Origin of the sequence: Streptomyces sp. NPDC005931, from assembly GCF_042871235.1 — a bacterium.
In the GTDB taxonomy this organism is placed as follows: Bacteria; Actinomycetota; Actinomycetes; order Streptomycetales; family Streptomycetaceae; genus Streptomyces.
In genome coordinates this window covers 18900-41369 of record NZ_JBIAIG010000026.1, presented here as the reverse complement: position 1 = coordinate 41369, position 22470 = coordinate 18900, and the positions used below count along the sequence as shown (strand labels likewise).

The 22470-nt window shown below is 71.2% G+C and carries 18 protein-coding genes; 9 read left to right on the top strand and 9 right to left on the bottom strand.

What is annotated here, in order from left to right:
* Window positions 1-320: 320 nt before the first annotated feature.
* The 3 genes from ACFYOV_RS32695 to thyX all read right to left on the bottom strand — a co-directional run bounded on the left by ACFYOV_RS32695 (window position 321) and on the right by thyX (window position 4006).
* Window positions 321-2006: a ribonuclease J gene (locus ACFYOV_RS32695; protein WP_389094108.1), complete on the bottom strand. Its 1686-nt coding sequence runs from the start codon at window positions 2004-2006 to the stop codon at window positions 321-323.
* A gap of 151 nt (window positions 2007-2157) precedes the next feature.
* Entirely contained in the window at window positions 2158-3057 is a 900-nt protein-coding gene (gene dapA / locus ACFYOV_RS32690; RefSeq protein ID WP_389094106.1) for a 4-hydroxy-tetrahydrodipicolinate synthase, read from the bottom strand.
* 214 nt (window positions 3058-3271) lie between these two features.
* Entirely contained in the window at window positions 3272-4006 is a 735-nt protein-coding gene (thyX, locus tag ACFYOV_RS32685) for an FAD-dependent thymidylate synthase (RefSeq protein ID WP_389094104.1), read from the bottom strand.
* Window positions 4007-4179: 173 nt separating this feature from the next.
* Between thyX and ACFYOV_RS32680 the strand changes: the two genes are divergently transcribed.
* Together ACFYOV_RS32680 and ACFYOV_RS32675 are read left to right on the top strand one after the other, a co-directional pair.
* Window positions 4180-4419 carry a hypothetical protein gene (locus tag ACFYOV_RS32680; protein WP_389094102.1) on the top strand — a complete coding sequence of 80 codons (240 nt, stop codon included), beginning with the start codon at window positions 4180-4182 and terminating at the stop codon, window positions 4417-4419.
* A gap of 114 nt (window positions 4420-4533) precedes the next feature.
* Window positions 4534-5088 (top strand): PH domain-containing protein, encoded by a 555-nt coding sequence (locus ACFYOV_RS32675; RefSeq protein WP_389094100.1) that lies wholly within the window; start codon window positions 4534-4536, stop codon window positions 5086-5088.
* Between the two features lie 109 nt (window positions 5089-5197).
* On the opposite strand, the gene ACFYOV_RS32670 is transcribed toward ACFYOV_RS32675, so the two are convergent.
* The 5 genes from ACFYOV_RS32670 to rpsO all read right to left on the bottom strand — a co-directional run bounded on the left by ACFYOV_RS32670 (window position 5198) and on the right by rpsO (window position 10693).
* Window positions 5198-5641 (bottom strand): hypothetical protein, encoded by a 444-nt coding sequence (locus tag ACFYOV_RS32670; protein WP_389094098.1) that lies wholly within the window; start codon window positions 5639-5641, stop codon window positions 5198-5200.
* Window positions 5642-5657: 16 nt separating this feature from the next.
* On the bottom strand, window positions 5658-6410 hold the full coding sequence (dapB, locus tag ACFYOV_RS32665) for a 4-hydroxy-tetrahydrodipicolinate reductase (protein WP_389094096.1): 753 nt from the start codon (window positions 6408-6410) through the stop codon (window positions 5658-5660).
* A 26-nt stretch (window positions 6411-6436) separates the two neighbouring features.
* Window positions 6437-7816 (bottom strand): M16 family metallopeptidase, encoded by a 1380-nt coding sequence (locus tag ACFYOV_RS32660; RefSeq protein ID WP_389094094.1) that lies wholly within the window; start codon window positions 7814-7816, stop codon window positions 6437-6439.
* Window positions 7813-10035 (bottom strand): polyribonucleotide nucleotidyltransferase, encoded by a 2223-nt coding sequence (locus ACFYOV_RS32655; RefSeq protein ID WP_389094092.1) that lies wholly within the window; start codon window positions 10033-10035, stop codon window positions 7813-7815. The genes ACFYOV_RS32660 and ACFYOV_RS32655 overlap by 4 nt, the downstream gene beginning before the upstream one ends.
* Before the next feature lie 370 nt (window positions 10036-10405).
* On the bottom strand, window positions 10406-10693 hold the full coding sequence (rpsO, locus tag ACFYOV_RS32650; protein WP_004982702.1) for a 30S ribosomal protein S15: 288 nt from the start codon (window positions 10691-10693) through the stop codon (window positions 10406-10408).
* A gap of 265 nt (window positions 10694-10958) precedes the next feature.
* Here rpsO and ACFYOV_RS32645 point away from each other — a divergent pair, with 265 nt between their 5' ends.
* The 7 genes from ACFYOV_RS32645 (at window position 10959) to ACFYOV_RS32615 (ending at window position 21476) form a co-directional block, all read left to right on the top strand.
* Window positions 10959-11252 (top strand): DUF397 domain-containing protein, encoded by a 294-nt coding sequence (locus ACFYOV_RS32645; RefSeq protein ID WP_389094090.1) that lies wholly within the window; start codon window positions 10959-10961, stop codon window positions 11250-11252.
* Between the two features lie 452 nt (window positions 11253-11704).
* Complete coding sequence (locus ACFYOV_RS32640; RefSeq protein WP_389094088.1) at window positions 11705-15226, top strand: SCO5717 family growth-regulating ATPase; 3522 nt, start codon at window positions 11705-11707, stop codon at window positions 15224-15226.
* A 316-nt stretch (window positions 15227-15542) separates the two neighbouring features.
* Entirely contained in the window at window positions 15543-17444 is a 1902-nt protein-coding gene (locus ACFYOV_RS32635; RefSeq protein WP_389094086.1) for an ABC transporter substrate-binding protein, read from the top strand.
* Between the two features lie 18 nt (window positions 17445-17462).
* Window positions 17463-18536, top strand: coding sequence for an ABC transporter permease (locus tag ACFYOV_RS32630; RefSeq protein WP_389094084.1), 1074 nt, complete (start codon window positions 17463-17465; stop codon window positions 18534-18536).
* Window positions 18533-19480 (top strand): ABC transporter permease, encoded by a 948-nt coding sequence (locus ACFYOV_RS32625; RefSeq protein WP_389094082.1) that lies wholly within the window; start codon window positions 18533-18535, stop codon window positions 19478-19480. The genes ACFYOV_RS32630 and ACFYOV_RS32625 overlap by 4 nt, the downstream gene beginning before the upstream one ends.
* A complete protein-coding gene (locus ACFYOV_RS32620) occupies window positions 19477-20478 on the top strand; it encodes an ABC transporter ATP-binding protein (protein WP_389094080.1) in 1002 nt (333 codons plus the stop codon). The genes ACFYOV_RS32625 and ACFYOV_RS32620 overlap by 4 nt, the downstream gene beginning before the upstream one ends.
* Window positions 20475-21476 carry an ABC transporter ATP-binding protein gene (locus tag ACFYOV_RS32615; protein WP_389094078.1) on the top strand — a complete coding sequence of 334 codons (1002 nt, stop codon included), beginning with the start codon at window positions 20475-20477 and terminating at the stop codon, window positions 21474-21476. The genes ACFYOV_RS32620 and ACFYOV_RS32615 overlap by 4 nt, the downstream gene beginning before the upstream one ends.
* A 23-nt stretch (window positions 21477-21499) precedes the next feature.
* On the opposite strand, the gene ACFYOV_RS32610 is transcribed toward ACFYOV_RS32615, so the two are convergent.
* Window positions 21500-22453 carry a bifunctional riboflavin kinase/FAD synthetase gene (locus ACFYOV_RS32610; RefSeq protein ID WP_389094076.1) on the bottom strand — a complete coding sequence of 318 codons (954 nt, stop codon included), beginning with the start codon at window positions 22451-22453 and terminating at the stop codon, window positions 21500-21502.
* Window positions 22454-22470 lie beyond the last annotated feature (17 nt).

Sequence of the window (22470 nt, the reverse complement as noted above, 5' to 3'; positions counted from 1 at the left end):
GACGCTTCCTTCGTACTCACCCTCTCGGGCTTTCCTCCGGGCGCTTCCCTTCGGTCTTGCGTTTCCGACTCTATCAGATCTTTCCGATCCGATTTCCTCGGTGCTTTCCAGGTTCCCGCTTTCGCGTTTCCCTTTCCGGCGGACCCGACTTTATCAGAGATTCTGAGTCGGATTTCCCGCTCCTCCGGGGACTGGTTCCGACGCACGAGGCGGTCGGGTTCCCGATCGGGGGGAGTTGTAAACGTACTGGAGCGGGGCGCCCCGATGCAAATCGGGGGGCCCCGCTCCCACTTGGCTCGTGCGCGAGGTCCGACGGACCGTCAGACCTCGACCACCACGGGCAGGATCATCGGCCGGCGGCGATAGGTGTCGGACACCCACTTGCCCAGCGTGCGGCGGACCAGCTGCTGCATCTGGTGGGGTTCGACGACACCGTCCTGGGCCGAGCGCTCCAGGACCTCGGTGATCCTCGGGATCACCTCACCGAACGCGGAGTCCTCGATGCCGGAGCCGCGGGCCTGCACGTGCGGGCCACCGGTGATCTTGCCGGTGGAGGAGTCGATGACCACGAAGACCGAGATGATGCCCTCGTCGCCGAGGATCTTGCGGTCCTTCAGGGCGGGCTCGCCGACGTCACCGACGGAGAGGCCGTCGACGTAGACGTATCCCGCCTGGACCTTGCCGGAGATCCTGGCCTTGCCCTCGACGAGGTCGACAGCCACACCGTCCTCCGCGATGACGATGCGGTCGTGCGGGACACCGGTCATGGCACCCAGTTCCGCGTTGGCGCGCAGATGACGCCATTCGCCGTGGACCGGCATCAGGTTGCGCGGACGGCAGATGTTGTAGAAGTACAGCAGTTCGCCCGCGGAGGCGTGCCCCGAGACGTGGACCTTGGCGTTGCCCTTGTGGACGACGTTGGCGCCCCAGCGGGTCAGGCCGTTGATCACGCGGTACACCGCGTTCTCGTTGCCGGGGATGAGTGACGACGCCAGGATCACCGTGTCACCCTCGACGATGCGGATCTGGTGGTCGCGGTTGGCCATGCGGGACAGGGCGGCCATGGGTTCGCCCTGCGAGCCCGTGCAGACCAGGACCACCTCGCTGTCGGGCAGGTCGTCCAGCGTCTTCACGTCCACGACCAGGCCCGGTGGGACCCTGAGGTAGCCGAGGTCACGCGCGATGCCCATGTTGCGGACCATGGAGCGCCCGACGAAGGCGACCCGGCGGCCGTACTCGTGGGCCGCGTCCAGGATCTGCTGGATGCGGTGGACGTGGCTGGCGAAACTCGCCACGATGATCCGCTTGCGGGCGCCGGCGAAGACCTGCCGCAGGACGTTGGAGATGTCCCTCTCGTGCGGGGTGAAGCCCGGGACCTCGGCGTTGGTGGAGTCGGACAGGAGGAGGTCGATGCCTTCCTCGCTGAGCCGGGCGAACGCGTGGAGGTCCGTGAGGCGGTTGTCCAGCGGGAGCTGGTCCATCTTGAAGTCGCCGGTGTGGACCACCATGCCCGCGGGGGTGCGGACGGCCACGGCGAGCGCGTCCGGGATGGAGTGGTTGACGGCGATGAACTCGCAGTCGAACGGGCCGATGCGCTCGCGATGCCCCTCGGCCACCTCGAGGGTGTAGGGGCGGATGCGGTGCTCCTGGAGCTTCGCCTCGATGAGGGCGAGGGTCAGCTTGGAGCCGATCAGCGGGATGTCCGGCTTCTCGCGCAGGAGGAAGGGGACACCGCCGATGTGGTCCTCGTGGCCATGGGTGAGGACGATGCCCTCGATGTCGTCGAGGCGGTCCCGGATGGACGAGAAATCCGGCAGGATCAGGTCGATTCCGGGCTGCTCCTCCTCGGGGAAGAGCACTCCGCAGTCGACGATCAGCAGGCGGCCGCCGTACTCGAAGACCGTCATGTTCCGGCCGATCTCGCCGAGGCCACCGAGCGGGGTGACCCGCAGGCCGCCGGCAGGAAGCGGAGGGGGCGGGCCGAGTTCAGGATGCGGATGACTCAAAAGACTCTCCTCACCACACGCGCCACGTACCGATGGGCACGTGGCGCGCATGACGTTCGTGCAGAAGCAGTTGTTGTTGTGGGGTGCGGGCATCGGTGGCCCGCCTATTCAGTTGTGAAGTCCGTGCGCGAGCGTCGCGCGAAGCCTGTTGTCAGAGCTGTACCCCGCCGGCGGCAAGATCGATCTTGAGCTGCTCGATCTCTTCCGGCGTGCACTCGGCCATGGGGAGCCGCAGGGGTCCGGCGGGCAGGCCCTTGAGGGCGAGCGCCGCCTTGGTCGTCATGACGCCCTGGGTCCGGAACATGCCCGTGTAGACGGGGAGCAGCTTCTGGTGGATCTCGGTGGCCTTCTGGACGTCTCCCGAGGTGTACGCCTCGACCAGGGCGCGCAGTTCGGGTGTGACCAGGTGGCCGACCACGGAGACGAAGCCGACGGCACCCACGGAGAGCAGGGGCAGGTTCAGCATGTCGTCGCCTGAGTACCAGGCGAGGCCGGAGCGGGTGATGGCCCAGCTGGCGCGGCCCAGGTCGCCCTTGGCGTCCTTGTTGGCGACGATCCGCGGGTGCTCGGCGAGCCGGACCAGCGTCTCCGTGTTGATCGGGACGCCGCTGCGGCCGGGGATGTCGTAGAGCATGACCGGCAGTTCCGTCGCGTCCGCGACGGCCGTGAAGTGCCGGTGGAGGCCCTCCTGCGGGGGCTTGTTGTAGTACGGGGTGACGACGAGCAGGCCGTGCGCGCCGGTGCGCTCCGCGGCACGGGCCAGTTCGATGCTGTGGTGGGTGTCGTTGGTGCCGACTCCGGCCACGACGTGGGCGCGGTCGCCGACCGCCTCCAGGACCGCTCGTACGAGATCCGATTTCTCCGCGTCGCTGGTGGTGGGCGACTCGCCGGTGGTGCCGTTGATGATCAGGCCGTCGTTGCCTGCGTCCACCAGGTGGGTGGCGAGCCGCTGTGCGCCGTCGAGGTCGAGTGCGCCGTCCGCCGTGAAGGGCGTGACCATGGCGGTGAGGACCCGCCCGAAGGGGGTCTGCGGAGTGGAGGTCGGAGCCATGGGTTACACGCTACTCGTTGCGCAGGGCGGGGTCTGCCCTCGGGTTGGCCGACAAGTCGGGGCGAAGAGGGAGGAGCCCGGCACTGCCTGCTCGGGGGTTCAAGCAGTACCGGGTCCCTTTGATCAGGCTAGATGAACTTCTCGAAATGCCGCAATACGGACACTTCGCAGGGCCGGCCCGCACATGTGTGCTCGCTGCGGGACGGACGACGTGCTACGGGGCCACGCGTCCGTTGGCGTTGAAGGCGTCGTACGTGAGCGGCATGAGGCGGGCCCACTCGGCCTCCATCTTCTCGCCGACCATCTCGATCTCCCGCTGCGGGAAGGACGGGACCCTGGCCAGCTCGTGCTGGGTGCGCAGTCCGAGGAAGTGCATCAGCGAGCGGGCGTTGCAGGTGGCGTACATCGAGGAGTACAGGCCGACGGGGAGCACCGCGCGGGCGACCTCGCGGGCGACGCCGGCGGCGAGCATCTCCTGGTAGGCCTCGTAGGACTGCCGGTAGGAGTCCTCCATGACACGGCCGACCAGCTCCTGCTGGGCCTGGGTGCCCTCGACGAAGCGGTACTTGCCCGGGCGGCCCTCCTGGACCAGTTTGCGGGACTCGTCGGGGACGTAGAAGACCGGCTGGAGCTCCCGGTAGCGGCCCGACTCCTCGTTGTACGACCAGCCCACGCGGTGCCGCATGAACTCGCGGAAGACGAAGATCGGGGCGCTGATGAAGAAGGTCATCGAGTTGTGCTCGAAGGGGCTGCCGTGGCGGTCCCGCATCAGGTAGTTGATCAGGCCCTTGGAGCGCTCGGGGTCCTTGTCCAGTTCCTCCAGCGACTGCTCGCCGACGGTCGAGACGCGGGCGGCGAACAGCACATCGGCGTCGGAGGCCGTGTGCTTGACCAGCTCGACGGTCACATCGCTGCGGAAGCTGGGCTTGAGGTCGTCGGCGGAGGTCAAGGGGGTCCTTCCATCACAACTGCAGTGCGGCGCCCACTCTACGGGGCGGTCGCGGCGGGCCGGGAGCCGGCTGCCGTGCGAGTTCTCCCGGATGATCGGCACCTTTTGCGATGTCCGTTCGTCTGTGTTGGTGAGAGTTGTTCGTTCGATCCCCGAAAGGAGCCGTGTCCCTGATGTCCGGTCGGCGCGAGCCCGTACCGTTCGCCTTTCTCGCCGAGGCCGACAGGTTCCGCAGCAATGTCACTCCCCCACCCCGTGAGCGGGCGTCCGCCGCCGAGTTGGCCCGGCGCTGGCTGCTGGGTCTGACCGTCGTGGCCGGGCTGGTGGGAGCCCTGGTCATCGGAACACCCGCGCTGTCCGTCGACCGGCCGGGCACGGCGACGCAGCAGTCGCAGGCGACCGACGGGCGCTGAACCGCGCGGGCCGGCGGCGCTGACTCCATCCGGCCCCCCGAGGGTGGTGACGGGGGACACAGATCGGTAGCCTCACCGGGCACTGCCCACGCATGGATCGAGTGAGGACCAGCCGTGCCCCTTGCCTTCCTGACGGCCGACCGCGCCTTCGAGACGGCGGACGACGTCGCGTTGCCGTTCGACGACCGTGACCGCTGGCGCCGCCCGTACCGCCCGGGGCCGTGGCGGGTGGGGGCCGCGGCGCTTCTGCTGCTGCTCGCCTCGTTCGTGCTGTTCGCGGGCGTGATCATCGCGGCGACGGCACCGCTGTCGTCGGCCGGGGTGGTCTTCATGATCGCGCTGGCCGTGATCGCCTGCGCGCTGCGGATGCTGCGGATGGGGGTGTGGGTGAGCGCCCAGGGGCTGCGTCACGTGGGCTTCCTGAGCACTCGGACGGTGCCCTGGGGACAGGTGGTCTCGGTGCGCACGGTGCAGCAGCCGGTGCGACTGCTGGGCCTGCCGCGGACGGTGCAGGGACAGGCGCTGCTCCTCGTGCGGCAGGGGCGGGGCGCCGACGCCCCTCCGCCGGTGCTGACCACCCACAACGCGGACTTCCTGGGCCGGGACGTGGCCTTCGACCGGGCGGCCGACGCGGTGGAGGCGTGGGCCGACGAACACCGGCGCGCCTGAGCCCGCCATGAGCCGGGGCCCGGTCCGCAGGTGCGGACCGGGCCCCGGGGCGTTTCGGTGGGCCGCAGCCGGCCGCGCGGCCCGGCGCCCGGTCGCGGCGCGCCCGATCTCATGGTGAGATCTTGCGCAGGGCGATGGCCCGCTGCATGGCCTTGCGTGCGCGCGGGGTGTCGCGGGCGTCGTGGTACGCGACCGCGAGGCGGAACCAGCTGCGCCAGTCGTCGGGGGCCGCTTCCGTCTCGGCCTTGCGACGGGCGAACACCTCGTCGGCCGAGTCGCGGTCGACGCGGCCGCTGGGCAGGCGTTTCAGCTCGTCGACGGGCAGGCCGCCCTCGGCGCCGAGTTCGGCGGCGAGCCGGTTGGCGTCGCGGACGAACTCGGTGTTCTTCCACAGGAACCACACACCGATGACCGGCAGGATCAGGACGGCGACCCCGAAGGCCACGGTGAGCGGTGTGCCGGCCTCGATGAGCAGCACGCCGCGGCTGCCGACCAGGACGAAGTAGACGACCAGGACGGCGGCCGTGACGGCGTAGGAGATCTTCGCGCGCATGGGGTGGGTTCGGGGCTCAGTTCAGGTCCAGGAAGTGTTCCAGGCCGAAGGTCAGGCCGGGAGTGGTCACCACGCGGCGGGCGCCGAGCAGGATGCCCGGCATGAAGCTGCTGTGGTGCAGGGAGTCGTGCCGGACGGTGAGCGTCTCCCCCTCGCCGCCGAGCAGGACCTCCTGGTGGGCCAGCAGGCCGCGCAGCCGGACCGCGTGCACCGGGACGCCGTCGACGTTGGCCCCCCGGGCGCCGTCCAGGGCGGTGACCGTGGCGTCCGGCGCGGGGGCGCTGCCTGCCCTGGCGCGGGCTTCGGCGATGAGCTGGGCGGTGCGCGTGGCGGTGCCACTGGGGGCGTCGACCTTGTTCGGGTGGTGCAGCTCGACGATCTCGACGGACTCGAAGTACGGGGCGGCGATCTGCGCGAACTTCATGGTGAGGACAGCGCCGATGGAGAAGTTCGGCGCGATGAGGACGCCCGTCTCCGGGGACTGGTCGAGCCAGCCCTTGAGCTGCGCGAGGCGGTCGTCGGTCCAGCCGGTGGTGCCGACGACGGCGTGGATGCCGTGGCGCACGCAGAAGTCGAGGTTGCCCATGACCGAGGCGGGGGTGGTCAGCTCGACGGCGACCTGGGCGCCGGTCTCGGCGAGGGTCTCCAGCTTGTCGCCCCGGCCGAGGGCGGCCACCAGTTCCATGTCCTCGGCGGCCTCGACCGCCCGTACCGCCTCGGACCCGATCCGGCCCTTGGCTCCGAGGACCGCCACGCGCAGCTTGCTCATGTCTGTTGCTTCCTTACCGGGGTGGGTTAGGCGACGGCGTCGTGCAGTCGGGACGCCTGCTTGTCCTTGAGCGGGCCGATGACCGACAGCGAGGGCCGCCGCCCCAGGACGTCCCGGGCGACCGACCGGACGTCGTCCGGGGTGACCGAGGCTATCCGGGCCAGCATGTCGTCGACCGACATCTGCTCGCCCCAGCACAGTTCGCTCTTGCCGATACGGTTCATCAGCGCGCCGGTGTCCTCCAGGCCGAGGACGGTGGAACCCTGGAGCTGGCCGATGGCGCGCCCTATCTCGTCGTCCGAGAGCCCGTGCTCGGCGACGTGGTCGAGCTCGTCGCGGCAGATCTTCAGCACGTCGTGGACCTGCGACGGCCTGCAGCCCGCGTACACGCCGAACAGGCCGCAGTCGGCGAAGCCGGAGGTGTACGAGTACACGCTGTAGGCGAGGCCGCGCTTCTCGCGGACCTCCTGGAACAGGCGGGAGGACATGCCGCCGCCGAGGGCGGTGTTGAGCACGCCGAGGGCCCAGCGGCGCTCGTCGGTGCGGGCCAGGCCCGGCATGCCGAACACGATGTGGGCCTGCTCGGTCCTGCGGTCGACCAGTTCCACCCGGCCCGCGGTGCGCAGGGCGCGCCGTCCGCCGCGCGGGGCGATCGGCTCGGCCTCGTAGTCCTTGAAGGCGCCGGCCTTCTCGAAGGCGGCGCGGACCTGCCGCACGACCTTGCTGTGGTCAATGTTGCCGGCGCAGGCGACGACCAGGTGGGTGGGGTCGTAGTGCTTCCTGTAGAAGCGGCGGATACGGTCGGCGGTGAGGGCGTTGACCGTGTCCACGGTGCCGAGCACGGGGCGGCCGAGAGGGTTCTCGCCGAACATGGTGTGCGCGAACAGGTCGTGCACGCAGTCGCCCGGGTCGTCCTCGGTCATCGCGATCTCTTCGAGGATGGCGCCGCGCTCCACGTCGACGTCCTCCTCCCGGATCACGGAGCCGGTGAGCATGTCGCACACCACGTCGATGGCGAGCGGCAGGTCGGTGTCGAGCACACGCGCGTAGTAGCACGTGTACTCCTTCGCCGTGAAGGCGTTCATCTCGCCGCCCACGGCGTCGATCGCCGAGGAGATGTCCAGGGCCGAGCGGCGGGCCGTGCCCTTGAAGAGCAGGTGCTCCAGGTAGTGGGTGGCGCCGTTGAGGGCCGGGGTCTCGTCGCGGGAGCCGACGTGCGCCCAGATGCCGAAGGTCGCCGAGCGGACCGAGGGCAGGGTCTCGGTGACGATGCGCAGGCCACCGGGGAGGGTGGTCCTGCGGACCGTGCCGATGCCGTTCTCGCCCTTGATGAGGGTTTGGGTACGGGCGACGGCCCGCGCCTCCGGAGAGGTGCGGGCCGTCGCCTTCGAGCTACGGGACGTCACTTGTCGGCGTCGTCCTTCTTGGTCTCGTCGGAGGAGTCCTCGCCCTCGATCACGGGGATCAGGGAGAGCTTGCCGCGGGAGTCGATCTCGGCGATCTCGACCTGGACCTTCTGGCCCACACCGAGGACGTCCTCGACGTTCTCCACGCGCTTGCCACCGGCCAGCTTGCGGATCTGCGAGATGTGCAGCAGACCGTCCTTGCCCGGGAGCAGGGAGACGAACGCACCGAAGGTGGTCGTCTTGACGACCGTACCGAGGTAGCGCTCGCCGACCTCGGGCATCGTCGGGTTGGCGATGCCGTTGATGGTGGCGCGGGCGGCCTCGGCGGAGGGGCCGTCGGCGGCACCGATGTAGATGGTGCCGTCGTCCTCGATGGTGATCTCGGCGCCGGTGTCCTCCTGGATCTGGTTGATCATCTTGCCCTTGGGGCCGATGACCTCGCCGATCTTGTCCACGGGGATCTTCACGGTGATGATCCGCGGGGCGTTGGGGGACATCTCGTCCGGCGTGTCGATCGCTTCCATCATCACGTCGAGGATGTGGAGGCGGGCGTCGCGGGCCTGCTTGAGGGCGGCGGCCAGGACGGAGGCGGGGATGCCGTCCAGCTTGGTGTCGAGCTGGAGGGCGGTCACGAACTCCTTGGTGCCTGCGACCTTGAAGTCCATGTCGCCGAAGGCGTCCTCCGCACCGAGGATGTCGGTGAGGGTGACGTAGTGGGTCTCGCCCTCGATCTCCTCGGAGATCAGGCCCATGGCGATACCGGCGACCGGCGCCCTCAGGGGCACACCGGCGTTCAGCAGCGACATGGTGGAGGCGCAGACCGAGCCCATGGACGTCGAGCCGTTCGAGCTGAGGGCCTCGGAGACCTGGCGGATCGCGTAGGGGAAGTCCTCGCGGGCCGGCAGGACCGGGATCAGGGCGCGCTCGGCGAGGGCGCCGTGGCCGATCTCGCGGCGCTTCGGGGAGCCGACGCGGCCGGTCTCGCCGGTGGAGTACGGCGGGAAGTTGTAGTTGTGCATGTAGCGCTTGCGGGTCACCGGGGAGAGGGTGTCCAGCTGCTGTTCCATGCGGAGCATGTTCAGGGTGGTGACGCCCAGGATCTGGGTCTCGCCACGTTCGAACACGGCGGAGCCGTGGACCCGCGGGATGGCCTCGACCTCGGCGGCCAGGGTGCGGATGTCGGTGAGTCCGCGCCCGTCGATGCGCTTCTTCTCCTTGATCACGCGCTCGCGGACCAGCTGCTTGGTGAGCGAGCGGTACGCGGCGGAGATCTCCTTCTCGCGGCCCTCGAACTCCGGCAGGAGCTTCTCGGCGGCGAGCTGCTTGACGCGGTCGAGCTCGGCCTCGCGCTCCTGCTTGCCGGCGATGGTGAGCGCCTGGGTGAGCTCGGGCTTGACGGCGGCGGTCAGTGCCTCGAGGACGTCGTCCTGGTAGTCCAGGAAGATCGGGAACTCGGCGGTCGGCTTGGCGGCCTTGGCGGCGAGGTCGGCCTGCGCCTTGCAGAGCACCTTGATGAAGGGCTTCGCGGCGTCCAGACCGGCGGCGACGACCTCCTCGGTGGGGGCCTCGGCACCGCCCTCGACCAGCTTGACGGTCTTCTCGGTGGCCTCGGCCTCGACCATCATGATCGCGACGTCGCCGTCCTCCAGGGTGCGGCCCGCGACGACCATGTCGAAGACGGCGTCCTCGAGCTCGGTGTGCGTGGGGAAGGCGACCCACTGGCCGCGGATCAGCGCGACGCGGACGCCGCCGATCGGGCCGGAGAAGGGCAGGCCGGCCAGCTGCGTGGACGCGGAGGCGGCGTTGATCGCCACGACGTCGTACAGGTGGTCGGGGTTGAGTGCCATGATCGTGGCGACGACCTGGATCTCGTTGCGCAGGCCCTTCTTGAAGGACGGGCGCAGCGGGCGGTCGATGAGGCGGCAGGTGAGGATGGCGTCCTCTGAGGGCCGGCCCTCGCGGCGGAAGAAGCTGCCGGGGATCTTGCCGGCGGCGTACATCCGCTCCTCGACGTCCACCGTGAGGGGGAAGAAGTCGAGCTGATCCTTGGGGTTCTTGGAGGCGGTGGTGGCCGACAGCACCATGGTGTCGTCGTCCAGGTAGGCCACGGCGGAGCCTGCGGCCTGCTTGGCCAGGCGGCCCGTCTCGAAGCGGATGGTGCGGGTGCCGAAGGAGCCGTTGTCGATGACGGCCTCGGCGTAGTGGGTCTCGTTCTCCACTAGCGTTTTCTCCGTTACTTGTCGTCTTTCGTCCCGCCTCGCCCGTGTGGCGTGGGGGACGGTGTGCGGAGAAGCGCTCCGTCTGGTGCGGGCCGGTCTTCGATCGAAGCACCCGGGTTCACTCGCCCGGGGGCCACTACCGAGGACCGGCGGCGGCGAGGTGCGCTTCTCCTCGTCGTCGTGCGTGACGTCGGTGTCGACGTCCGTCATGACGTCCGTGATGGCCGCGTACCCGTTCGGGCACGGGTCATCACGCTGAGTCGTGCCTCTTGCGTTGTGCTACCACACTACAAAGGGGTGGTGACACTCCGCACGTACAGCAAAGGGAGCGGTCCCCTTTTCCCAAGGGAACCGCTCCCCTCACGGCGTCTTACTTGGCGCCCGCCGCACCGCGGCGGATGCCCAGGCGGTCGACCAGCGCACGGAAGCGCTGGATGTCCTTCTTGGCGAGGTACTGCAGCAGCCGGCGGCGCTGACCGACCAGGATGAGCAGACCACGGCGGGAGTGGTGGTCGTGCTTGTGGGTCTTGAGGTGCTCGGTCAGGTCGGAGATCCGACGGGACAGCAGAGCGACCTGGACCTCGGGGGAGCCGGTGTCACCCTCCTTGGTACCGAACTCGGAGATGATCTGCTTCTTCGTAGCGGCGTCGAGCGACACGCGTACTCCTCATAGTCTGTGAGTGGCCACCGAGTGCCCCCGGTCTTCCTCTCGGGGGATCTTCCGTGACTCGGAAGGCGGGATCCGCTGGGCGCGGCCTCCAGAGCGAGCGCTCCGGGGGTGCGTACACATACGGCCGTCAGCCAGGGTACCAGCCGGTGGCTGCCCTCCCGACCCCGGTCCGCGGAACCGCCCAGGTGGGACGGCGAGGGCCACTAGGGTGAGCGCTCGGACCGTTGGTACGTCGGGAAGGGGTCGCTGCGGCATGGCGGAGACGGCTGAAGAGATCAAGGCACGCAAGGAGCGGGAGAAGGACGAGCTCTACGCCCTGGACATCTCCGGCGTCGAGTGGCACAGCGCGCCGGGCACCGAGGAACACGAGGAGCGCGTCGAGATCGCCTACCTGCCCGGCGGTGCCGTGGCCATGCGGTCCTCGCTCGACCCGGACACGGTGCTGCGGTACACGGAGGCCGAGTGGCGGGCCTTCGTGCTGGGGGCGCGGGACGGGGAGTTCGACCTCGAGCCGGAGCGGGGCGGCGAGGAGACTGCCGCCGGGTGAGCCGGCGTGAGTGAGCGGCCTTGGACGGGCGGTGCGCGCAAGGGGCGGTGCGCGCCGCCCGTTCGGCCGTTCCGGGGCGGCACCGGGTTGTCTCCGGACGCGTCGGTGCTCAACGGGTGAAGGTCCGGCGGCCTTTGTGTGAGTCACTCGTCAGATGGATTGGTGTGACGGTCAGTTGACCAGTTGACCAGGTGACCGTCTGACCGTCATGGCATGGTTGAGCGAATTTGCCCCTGAAGTTGCGAACCTGTACGGCTCTTGACCGGCGTCTGTGGGGTGAGTTGACGGGCGGTGAGGGGTGGGCGGGGCTGCCGGGGTGGGGCTACTCGTGATTAGGCTGGGCCTCGGCGCGACGCCAGAACCCGTGGCACGGGCATCGGCGTCCTACGGGGAGGGCCGGGTTCGGACGCCCCAGCACGGCACAAGGGTGCTCGACCACACCAGGAGGAACTGTGAGCAGCGATCGGGACGGGACGCGCGGGGGCTGGGCGACACCCGGCGATGACCAGCCCGACGCGGAGTCCGCCGTCGAGACGACGGGCGAGTTCACCATCGACTACGCACCGCCGGCCTGGTATACGCAGAACGCCTCGGGGGGTTCGGCGGAGTCGGGGGCGGGCTCGTCGCCTTCCTCCGCTTCTTCCTCCGGGCAGTCCGGGGCGTCTGCAGCGGCGGAGGCGGCACCGACACATTCCGCTTCCGGAACCTCCGCTCCGGCGGGTTCTTCGCCCGGGGGCTCTTCTGCGGCGGGTGCCGCCGCTCCGTTCGTGCCCAACGGGCCCGTGCCCCCGCTGCCGGGGCTGACGCCGCCGCCGCACGCGGTCGGTGCCGCGGGGCCTTCCGCCATTCCGGCGCCGGCGCCGGGGGCGCCTTTCACTCCGCCCGCGCCTGCGCCCGCTCCGGGCGCCCCCTTCACGCCTCCGGCGCCCGCGCCCGGTGCGCCCTTCGCTCCTCCGCCGCCGCCCGCTGGGGGGCCGGTCGCCGTGCCCAGACTGCCGGTGGGGAGCGGGTTCGAGCCCGAGCGGCAGGCGGCCGGGGAGGAGCCTCAGACGTCTCCCACGGCCGTGCCGAACATTCCGGTCGGCGGGTTCCCGTCGTCGCGGGGCCCTGCCGGGGCGGACGCTTCGGTGACGGAGGACGCCGGGTCCGGCAACGGGGACCTGGAGAGCGGGGCGACCATTCGTTTCTCCGCGGCGGCCCTCAAGCGGGAGATCGAGGAGCGGACGGGCGAGGAGGACGCCGCCGACGGTGACGACGACGCGGGCGGCCCGACGGCGGCGGACGGTGGTGCGAACGCCGAGGGCGCCGACGTCGCGGAGGAGTCCGCGTCCGGGGCGGAGGAGGAGGACGTCGTCGACGTCGACGTCGCCGACGCTGCTGCCGTCGGCGGGGACGCCGAGGTGTTGGGCCACGGTGAGGACGAGAGCGGCGAAGCCCCGGAGGTCACGGCGGAGGGCGACGGCACGCCTGCCGACGTAGAGGCGGACGTGGAAGCGGCAGGGGAGACGGTCGTCGAGGTGGCCGATCCCTACCGCGAGCCCGAGCAGGCCGTGGCCGACGCGGCCGAGCCGGAGGACGCCGTACCCACGGACGCGGTACCGGCGGAGGCCGTACCCACGGACCCGGTACCCGCGGACGCCGTACCCACGGACGCCGTACCGGCAGACGCCGTACCCACGGACGTCGCACCGACAGCCGTCGAGCCCGCGGACGTCGCGCCGACGGCAGTCGAGCCCGAGGACGCCAGGCCGGTGGACGACGCGGTACCCACCGATGGGGCCCCCGCCGCCGTTGCGGAGGACAGCGCGGTGCAGGACGCCGTCCCGGCCGCTGCCCCCGACGCCCCTCCCGCCTGGACACCTCCGGTGCCGCAGGGCATGCCGCCGGTGCCGTCCTCGTACCCGGCCGCGCCCGCGCCCGCGCACCAGTGGCCCGCGCAGCCACCGCAGGCACCGGCACCCGCGGCCGCGCAGCCGGCGGAGTCCGACGTCCCCGCCCAGCCGCACCCGGTTGCCGCGCAGGAGCCGCCCGCCGTGCCCGCGCAGCAGCCGCCGTTCCAGCCACAGGCGCCCCAGCCCGCGCCCGCCGCCTGGAACACGCCGGGCACGCAGCCCGTTCCCGCCCCGAACCCGCAGGCCGGCTACGGGTTCCCGCCGCCCGGTGCTCCGAGCCCCTATCCGCAGGGCGGCTACGGCCTCCCGCAGGCACCCGCCGAGCAGGCCCAGCAGCCGAACGTTCCCGCGCAACCCCAGCAGCCGAACGTTCCCGCCCAAGCCCAGCCCCAGCCCAGTGGCTACGGCTTCCCGCAGGCACCTGCCCAGCAGGCCCAGCAGCCGAACGCCCCCGCCCAACCCCAGCAGCCGAACGTCCCCGCCCAAGCCCAGCCCCAGCCCAGTGGCTACGGCTTCCCGCAGGCACCCGCCCAGCAGCCCGGCGTACCGCCGCAGGCGCAGCCCCAGGCGCATCAGCCGCCGCATCAGCAGCATCAGCCGCAGCCCGAAGTTCAGGCTCCGCAGGGATTCGTGCCCGGGCAGCCGCCCCACGTCGGGCAACACCCACCGCACGGTGCGCAGCCGACGCAGCCGCCCGTCGATCCCCGGCTCGGGGCCGCGTGGCCGCAGCCGATGCAGCACGATCAGCGGCAGCCGACCAACCCAGGTGCCGCGCCGCTCGGTTACACCGCGGCCGTGGAGCTGTCCTCGGACCGGCTGCTCAACAGCAAGAAGCAGAAGGCCAAGAGCAGCCGCCCGGCGGCCGGCGGGTCACGTTTCAAACTGGGCGGGAAGAAGGAAGAGGCCGAGCGGCAGCGGAAGTTGGAGCTGATCCGTACGCCGGTGCTGTCCTGCTACCGGATCGCGGTCATCAGCCTCAAGGGCGGCGTGGGCAAGACGACCACGACCACCGCGCTCGGCGCCACCCTAGCCAGCGAGCGCCAGGACAAGATCCTGGCGATCGACGCCAACCCGGACGCCGGTACGCTCGGCCGCCGGGTGCGGCGCGAGACCGGGGCCACCATCCGGGACCTCGTCCAGGCGATCCCGTACCTGAACTCGTACATGGACATCCGGCGGTTCACGTCCCAGGCGCCGTCCGGACTCGAGATCATCGCCAACGACGTGGACCCGGCCGTCTCGACGACGTTCAACGACGAGGACTACCGACGGGCCATCGACGTCCTGGGCAAGCAGTACCCGATCATCCTCACCGACTCCGGCACGGGTCTGCTGTACAGCGCCATGCGCGGGGTGCTGGACCTCGCCGACCAGCTCATCATCATCTCCACGCCGTCGGTCGACGGTGCGAGCAGCGCGAGCACGACGCTGGACTGGCTGTCGGCGCACGGGTACGCGGACCTCGTCTCGCGCTCGCTGACCGTGATCTCGGGGGTGCGCGAGACCGGCAAGATGATCAAGGTCGAGGACATCGTGACGCACTTCGAGACACGGTGCCGCGGCGTGATCGTCGTGCCGTTCGACGAGCACCTGGCCGCCGGTGCCGAGGTCGACCTGGACATGATGCGGCCGAAGGTGCGGGAGGCGTACTTCAACCTCGCGGCGATGGTCGCGGAGGACTTCGTCCGCCACCAGCAGTCGCACGGACTGTGGACGTCCGACGGCAACCCGCCGCCGGTGGCCGCCCCGCCGCTTCCTGGCCAGCCGTTCCCCGGCCGGCACCCGCAGGTTCCCGGTCAGCAGGCCCCGAGCGGTCCGGTTCCCGGCCAGCAGGCCCCGGGCGGTCCCGTCCCCGGTCACCCCGGCCCGTACGCCCAGCAACCGCAGCCGCAGCCCCAGCCCGGTCAGCCCTATGCCCAGCCGGGGCAGCCACCGGTGCAGCAGCCGGGGCAGCCCTACCCGCAGAGCCCCGCCCAGTCCCACCCCCAGCCAGGCGGACCGCAGCCCGGCTACGGCTACCCCCAGCACGCGCAGCCGGATCAGCAGGGTCAGCCCGCTCAGCAGCCGCCCGCGCAGCCGTAGGAGCAGCGGCCAATCCGCCGCACCGCATGCACTCGTTCGGCCCCTTCCGAGGGGCCGAACCCCTTTACGGGCCGTGCCGCTCGTCCGCGGCGCGGGCCGTCGCGCCTACGGGGTCGCATTCCGCCGTCAGGCCGTGACCAGGAGCGCTTCAGCGGTCTCGACCAATGAGCGCAACTTGCTCGCCAATTCGTTGTTTCCGCAGGCCACGCGGGGTGCACGCGCCGTTGACGCGCACAGAGGCCGCTGATACACACTCATCACTCACCTGATCAGCCCGTCCTTTCCGTGCGAGCGATGACGCGAGGTCAGCGATCCTATGGACACGAACGATCAGTACGGAGATCCCCACGGCACCGGGCACCCGGGCCTCCCCCGTCCGAGGAGCCGGAACACCCCCGGCCGGACGCGGCTCGTGGCGGCGGCCGGTGCCGCCGCGCTCACCCTCACCGCCGGACTCGCGACCCCGCTCGACCCGGCACCGCAGCAGGCCCGGGCGGCCGGCGACGGCAAGAAGGTGCTGACCGTCGCGGTGGCGCAGAGCGTCGACTCGCTCAGCCCGTTCCTCGCGGTGCGGCTGCTCAGTACGAGCATCCACCGGCTCACCTACGAGTACCTGACCAACTACGATCCCGAGGACAACCACGTCGTCCCGGGTCTGGCCACCACGTGGGAGTCCTCACCGGACAAGCTGACCTGGACGTACACGATCCGCTCCGACTCGACGTGGTCGGACGGAAGGCGGGCCACCGCCGAGGACGCGGCGTGGACGTTCAACACGATGATGACCGACGAGGGCGCCGCCACCGCCAACGGCAGTTTCGTCGCCAACTTCGAGAAGGTCACCGCGCCGAGCCCGACCCGGCTGGTCATCCGCCTGAAGAAACCACAGGCCACGATGACCGCGCTGGACGTGCCGATCGTCCCCAAACACGTGTGGGAGAAGGTCGGCGACTACGCGAAGTTCAACAACGACGAGGACTTTCCCGTCGTCGGCAACGGACCGTTCGTCCTCACCGGTTACAAGGCGGACAGCTATGTGCGGCTGAAGGCGAACAAGAAGTTCTGGCGCGGGGCGCCGAAGTTCGACGAGCTCGTCTTCCGGTACTACAAGGACCAGGATGCGGCGGTGTCGGCGTTGCGCAAGGGCGAGGTGTCGTTCGTCGCCGGGTCGCCGTCCCTGACGCCCGCGCAGGCGGCCTCGCTCAGGGGCGAGAAGAACATCCACGTCAACGACGCCCCCGGTCGCCGCTTCTACGCCCTCGCCACCAACCCCGGCGCGAAGGCGAAGAACGGCCGGAGGATGGGGGACGGGCACCCCTCGCTGCTGGACCAGCGGGTGCGTCACGCGCTGTTCATGGCGGTGGACCGCAGGACCGTCATCGACAAGGTGTTCCAGGGGCACGCCGTCGAGGGCGCCGGCTACATCCCGCCTCGCTTCTCGCAGTACTTCTGGAAGCCCTCGCCCGGTCAGGAGCTGGCGTACGACCCGGCGAAGGCGGCCCGGCTCCTCGACCAGGCGGGGTACGAGAAGAGCGGCGACGGAAAACGCATCGGCAAGGACGGCAGGCCGATCACCTACCGCGTGCTGTGCCATGCCACCGACCCGAACGACAAGGCCATCGGCAAGTACCTCCAGGAGTGGTGGGGCGACCTCGGCATAGGGGTCACCCTCACCTGCCTGGACAACGTGACCGATCCCTGGCTCGCCGGCGAGTACGACCTCGCGTTCGACGGCTGGTCCGTCAACCCGGACCCGGACTTCGTGCTGTCCATCCACACCTGCGCGGCGCTCCCGGCGACCCCGAAGGACACCGGCGCGACCGACAACTTCGTCTGCGACAAGAAGTACGACGAGCTCTACGCCCGGCAGCTCGCCGAGTACGACCCGGACAAGCGGGCGGACATCGTCAAGCGGATGGAGTCGCGGCTGTACGACCTCGGGTACATGAACGTCATGGCGTATCCGAACGCGGTCGAGGCCTACCGGACGGATCACATCGAGTCGATCACCACCATGCCGGCGAAGGCGGGCAACATCTACGGTCAGGACGGCTATTGGAGCTGGTGGTCGGCGGTGCCGGCGGACTCGGGCGAGTCGGACGGCGGCTCCTCGTCGGCCGGCGTGGTGGTCGGGATCGTCGCCGGGGCCGTCGTCCTCGCCGGGCTGGGGGTGTTCGCGGTGATGCGGCGGCGGGCCACGGCCGAGGACCGCGAGTAGAGCGGGCGACGGGCGCTCATGACCACCGACGCGACACGCGCACCGGTCGACGGGCCCGATCCCGCCGGTCCGGACCCTGCCGGGCCTGCGGCCCGGGTACCGCGGACCCGGGGCGCCGGCGGATACGCGCGGTACGTGGCGGGCAAGGTGGGCGGCGCGGCCGTGTCCCTGCTCGCCGTCCTCGTCACCAGCTTCTTCCTCTTCCGGCTGATCCCCGGCGACCCGGTGAAGTTCATGACCGGCGGCCGTCAGGTGTCGGCCGAGCAACTCGCCGCCTACCGGAAGGAGTTCGGTCTGGATCTGCCGCTGTGGCAGCAGTTCACCGACTACTGCGGCAAGGCGCTCACCGGCGACCTGGGCACGTCGTACCAGTTCCGTGCACCGGTGGTCGACAGGATCACGGAGGCGCTGCCGAACACCCTGCTGCTCACCGGCACCGCCTTCGTGCTCTACACGGCGCTCGGCATCCTCCTCGGCACCCGGTCGGCGTGGCGGCACGGCCGGCTCGGGGACCGGCTGCACACCGGTCTGGCGCTGACCCTGTACTCGATCCCGTCCTTCTGGCTGGGACTGCTGCTGATCATCACGCTGTCGGTGGGCATCGGCCCGCTCCCCGGGCTGTTCCCCACCGGCGGCATGGAGTCGGGCGGCGAGGAGGGAATCGCGTACGCCGTGGACGTGGCGCACCACCTGATCCTGCCGGTGGTGACGCTGGTGGCGGTGGAGTACGGGCAGACGCTGCTGGTGACCCGGTCGGCGCTGCTGGACGAGATGGGCAGCGACTACCTGACGACCGCGCGGGCGAAGGGGCTGCGCGACGACCTCGTGCGGCGCCGGCACGCCGTGCCCAACGCGCTGCTGCCGACCGTGACGCTGATCTTCATCAACCTGGGGCGGACGGTGGCCGGCGTGATCCTGGTGGAGACGGTGTTCTCCTGGCCGGGCCTCGGCGGCCTGTTCTACCAGGCGCTGAGCGTGCCCGATCTGCCGTTGGTGCAGGGCTTGTTCTTCGTGTTCGCCGCCGCGGTGATCGTGATGAACACGCTCGCCGACCTCATCTATCCGCTGCTCGATCCCCGGGTGGGCCGATGACGACGACCGGCCGGACGACGTCCGGGCAGACGACCTGCGGGGACCAGCCGGCCGTGCGGCCGCGCGCTCTCGCGTGGCAGCGGCGCAGGGCCTCGGCCGCCCGCTTCTGGCGGCAGTACCGCACCCACCGCGCCGGGCTGTTCGGCCTGGCCGCGCTCCTGGTGTTCGCGCTGCTCGCCCTGGCCGCACCGCTGCTGGTCGGCTCCGGCGTGGACGACGTGTCCGACGCCCCCGGCGGCCCGATGGAGAGCCCGAGCCCGCGGTTCTGGTTCGGCACCGACCAGTTCGGGCGGGATCTGCTGGGCCTGGTGATCCAGGGCGCCCGGGTGTCCCTGCTGGTGGGGCTGCTCGCCGCCGTGCTGTCGGTCGCGATCGGCACGCTGATCGGGGTGACCGCGGGACACTTCCGGGGCTGGTACGCCACGGCGGTGATGCGGATCACCGACTGGTTCCTGGTGATGCCGACGCTGGTGCTGGCGATCGCGCTGGCCACCGTGATGTCCCGTTCGCTGCTCACGATCGTCGTGGCGATCGGGGTGACGACCTGGCCGACCACGGCCCGGCTGGTCCGCGCGCAGACCCTGGCGGTGGAGACCCGTCCGTACATCGAGCGGGCGCGGGCGCTGGGCGGCGGCCACCGGCACATCATGACCAGCCACGTGCTGCCCAACGTGATGCCGCTGGTGCTGGCCCAGACGACCCTGATCATCTCCTCGGCGATCCTCTCGGAGGCGACGCTCGCCTTCTTGGGCCTCGGAGATCCGACGGTGGTGTCGTGGGGCGGGCTGTTGCAGGACGCGCGGGAGGCGGGCGCGGTCAGCGCGGGCAACTGGTGGTACCTGGTGCCGCCGGGCGTGGCCATCGCGGTGGTGGCGCTGGCGTTCACCCTGTGCGGGCGGGCGGTGGAGTCCGTGCTCAACCCCAGGCTGGGGGTGTCCCGTTGAGCTTGCTGGAGGTCAGGGACCTGACGGTGACGTACCCGGGCGGGGCGGCCGCCGTGCGCGGGGTGGATCTGCGCCTGGAGGCGGGCCGCAAGCTCGGGGTCGCCGGGGAGTCGGGCTGCGGCAAGTCCACGCTGGCGCTGGCCCTGCTGCGGCTGCTGCCGGCCGGGACGCGGATCGGCGGGCGGGTGCTGCTGGACGGGGAGGACGTCCTGGCCATGACGTGGGGCCGGGTGCGGGCGGTCCGCTGGGCCGGGGCGTCGATCGTGTTCCAGGGCGCGATGCATTCCCTGAATCCGGTGCACCGCATCGGCGACCAGATCGCCGAGCCGATCCTGCTGCACCGGCGGGCGACCCCGGCGGGGGCCCGGAGCAAGGCGGGTGAGCTGCTGGAACAGGTCGGTCTCCCGGCCGCGCGGACCCGCGCGTACCCGCACGAGCTGTCCGGCGGGCAGCGCCAGCGCGTCATGATCGCCATGGCGCTGGCCTGCGCTCCGCGGCTGATCGTCGCGGACGAGCCGACCACCGCGCTCGACGTGATGATCCAGGCGCAGATCCTGCGGCTGGTCGAGCGGCTCGTCGCGGACCAGGACGTGGGCCTGATCATGATCAGCCACGATCTGGCGGTCCTCGCGGACACCTGCGACCGGCTCGCGGTGATGTACGCGGGCCGGGTGGTGGAGGAGGGCCCGGCGCGGGAGGTGTACCAGGCCGCCCGGCATCCGTACGCCGAGGCGCTGTCGGCCGCCTTCCCCCGCATCGGCGATCCGGCCTCGCGCTTCGCGCCCCGGGGGCTGGCGGGCGATCCTCCGGACCCGTCCGCGCTGCCGTCGGGCTGCGCGTTCCACCCTCGCTGCCCGGTGGCGCTGGAGTCCTGCGCGAGCGAGGACCAGCCGCTCCGGGAGGCGGGGCCGCGGCGGTGGGCGGCCTGCGTGCGGGTCGGGCGGGACACGGGCCCGGAAGCGGGCCCCCTGGAGGAAGCGAGGGGCAACACCCCATGACCACGTCCCCCGACGGCACCGCGGCGCCCCTGCTCAGCGCCCGGCACGTGCACGTCGCCTTCCCCGGCCGGCGCGGCGCCCCGGATGCCCGCGCCGTGGACGGGGTCGACCTCGATGTCCGCCCCGGCGAGATCGTGGCCCTGGTCGGCGAGTCGGGCTGCGGCAAGACCACGCTGGCCCGCACCCTGCTGGGACTGATCCGTCCGACCGGGGGCCGGGTCGCCTTCGCGGGACGGCCGCTGGAGTACTCGGGGCGCTCGCTGAAGGCGTACCGCAGGCGCGTCCAGCTGGTCCTCCAGGACCCGAGCGGCTCGCTCAACCCCCGCCACACGGTGTACGACGCGGTGGCCGAGGGGCTGCGCGTCCACGGGTACGGCGGTGACGAGCGGGCGGCGGTCGCGGGGGCGCTGTCGCGGGCCGGGATGCGACCGCCCGAGCGCTTCTTCCTGCGCTACCCGCACGAGCTGTCCGGCGGGCAGCGCCAGCGCGTGGTGATCGCCGGGGCGCTGGTCCTCGAGCCCGAACTCCTCGTCGCGGACGAGCCGGTGGCTTCGCTCGACGCCTCCGTGCGCGGGGAGATCCTGGCCCTGTTGCTGCGCCTGCGCGACGAGCTGGGTCTGTCCGCGCTGGTCGTCACGCACGATCTCGGGCTGGCGTGGAACATCGCGGACCGGGTGGCGGTGATGTACCTGGGCCGGATCGTGGAGACCGGGGCGGTGGAGCAGGTCCTCACCGAGCCCCGGCACCCGTACACGCGGGCGCTGTTGTCGGTGCTGCCGGACGCGCCGGGCGACCCCGTGGTCCTCACCGGTGAGCCGCCGGACCCGTCCCTCATCCCGTCGGGCTGCCGTTTCCACGCCCGCTGCCCGGTCCTCGCCGGCGGCGAGGCCGAGCGGTCGGGCGTGGCCCATGACTGCCGGGGGCGAGCCCCGGGGATCCTGGACGGCGGCGGTGCGGCCCAGGTGGCGTGCCACTGGGCCCGCGCCCGGGCGACGTGAACGGCCGGTCGCCGGGGCGGTGTCTAGCCCCGCTCGGCCGCGGCCACGAGTTCCTTGCAGCGCTCGACGTCCTGCGCCATCTGTTCCAGGAGCGCGTCCAGGGTGTCGAACTTCGCCTGACCTCGTACGAACGCCAGGAAGTCGACGGCGACATGGAGGCCGTAGAGATCGAGGCCGACGCGGTCGATCGCGTACGCCTCCACCGTGCGCTCGGTGCCGTCGAACTGGGGGTTGGTGCCGACGGAGATCGCGGCCGGCATGGCCTCGTCCTGGGCGTGCAGCCAGCCGGCGTAGACGCCGTCGGCGGGGATCGCGGTGTGCGGGAGGGTCTCGACGTTGGCCGTGGGGAAGCCCAGTTCGCGGCCGCGCTGGGCACCGCGGACGACCACGCCCTCCACGCGGTGCGGGCGGCCCAGGATCTCGGCGGCGCCCCGGACGTCTCCCTCGGCGACCAGGCGGCGGGTGAGCGTGGAGGAGAACGGCTCGCCGCCGCCCGCCTCCCCGGTGACGTACAGGTCGACGACCTCGACCGCGAAGTCGTAGGTCTTGCCCTGCTCGGCCAGGAACTCCACGTCGCCCGCGGCCTTGTGGCCGAAACGGAAGTTGGGGCCCTCGACGACCGCCTTGGCGTGCAGCTTGTCGACGAGGACCTTCACCACGAAGTCGGCGGGCGCCAGCTTCGAGAACTCGGTGGTGAAGGGGAGGATCAGGACCGCGTCGACGCCCAGCTCGGCCATGAGCTCGGCGCGGCGGTGGTGCGGGGCGAGCAGCGGCGGGTGGCTGCCGGGGCGGACGACCTCGCTGGGGTGCGGGTCGAAGGTGACGACGACCGCGGGGACGCCGAGTTCGCGGGCCCGGTCCACGGCATGCCGGATGATCAACTGGTGCCCTCGGTGCACTCCGTCGTAGGAGCCGATGGTGACGACGCTGCGCCCCCAGTCCTGGGGGATGTCCTCCAAGCCACGCCAGCGCTGCACTGTGCCTGCTCCTTGTC

Excerpts from the sequence above, each read along its gene's own strand:
- ACFYOV_RS32635 (WP_389094086.1), top strand. The coding sequence starts at position 15,543 with ATGGACACGAACGATCAGTACGGAGATCCCCACGGCACCGGGCACCCG.
- ACFYOV_RS32615 (WP_389094078.1), top strand. The coding sequence starts at position 20,475 with ATGACCACGTCCCCCGACGGCACCGCGGCGCCCCTGCTCAGCGCCCGG.
- ACFYOV_RS32645 (WP_389094090.1), top strand. The coding sequence starts at position 10,959 with ATGGCGGAGACGGCTGAAGAGATCAAGGCACGCAAGGAGCGGGAGAAG.
- ACFYOV_RS32625 (WP_389094082.1), top strand. The coding sequence starts at position 18,533 with ATGACGACGACCGGCCGGACGACGTCCGGGCAGACGACCTGCGGGGAC.
- dapA (WP_389094106.1), bottom strand. The coding sequence starts at position 3,057 with ATGGCTCCGACCTCCACTCCGCAGACCCCCTTCGGGCGGGTCCTCACC.
- dapB (WP_389094096.1), bottom strand. The coding sequence starts at position 6,410 with ATGAGCAAGCTGCGCGTGGCGGTCCTCGGAGCCAAGGGCCGGATCGGG.
- ACFYOV_RS32630 (WP_389094084.1), top strand. The coding sequence starts at position 17,463 with ATGACCACCGACGCGACACGCGCACCGGTCGACGGGCCCGATCCCGCC.
- ACFYOV_RS32670 (WP_389094098.1), bottom strand. The coding sequence starts at position 5,641 with ATGCGCGCGAAGATCTCCTACGCCGTCACGGCCGCCGTCCTGGTCGTC.
- ACFYOV_RS32680 (WP_389094102.1), top strand. The coding sequence starts at position 4,180 with ATGTCCGGTCGGCGCGAGCCCGTACCGTTCGCCTTTCTCGCCGAGGCC.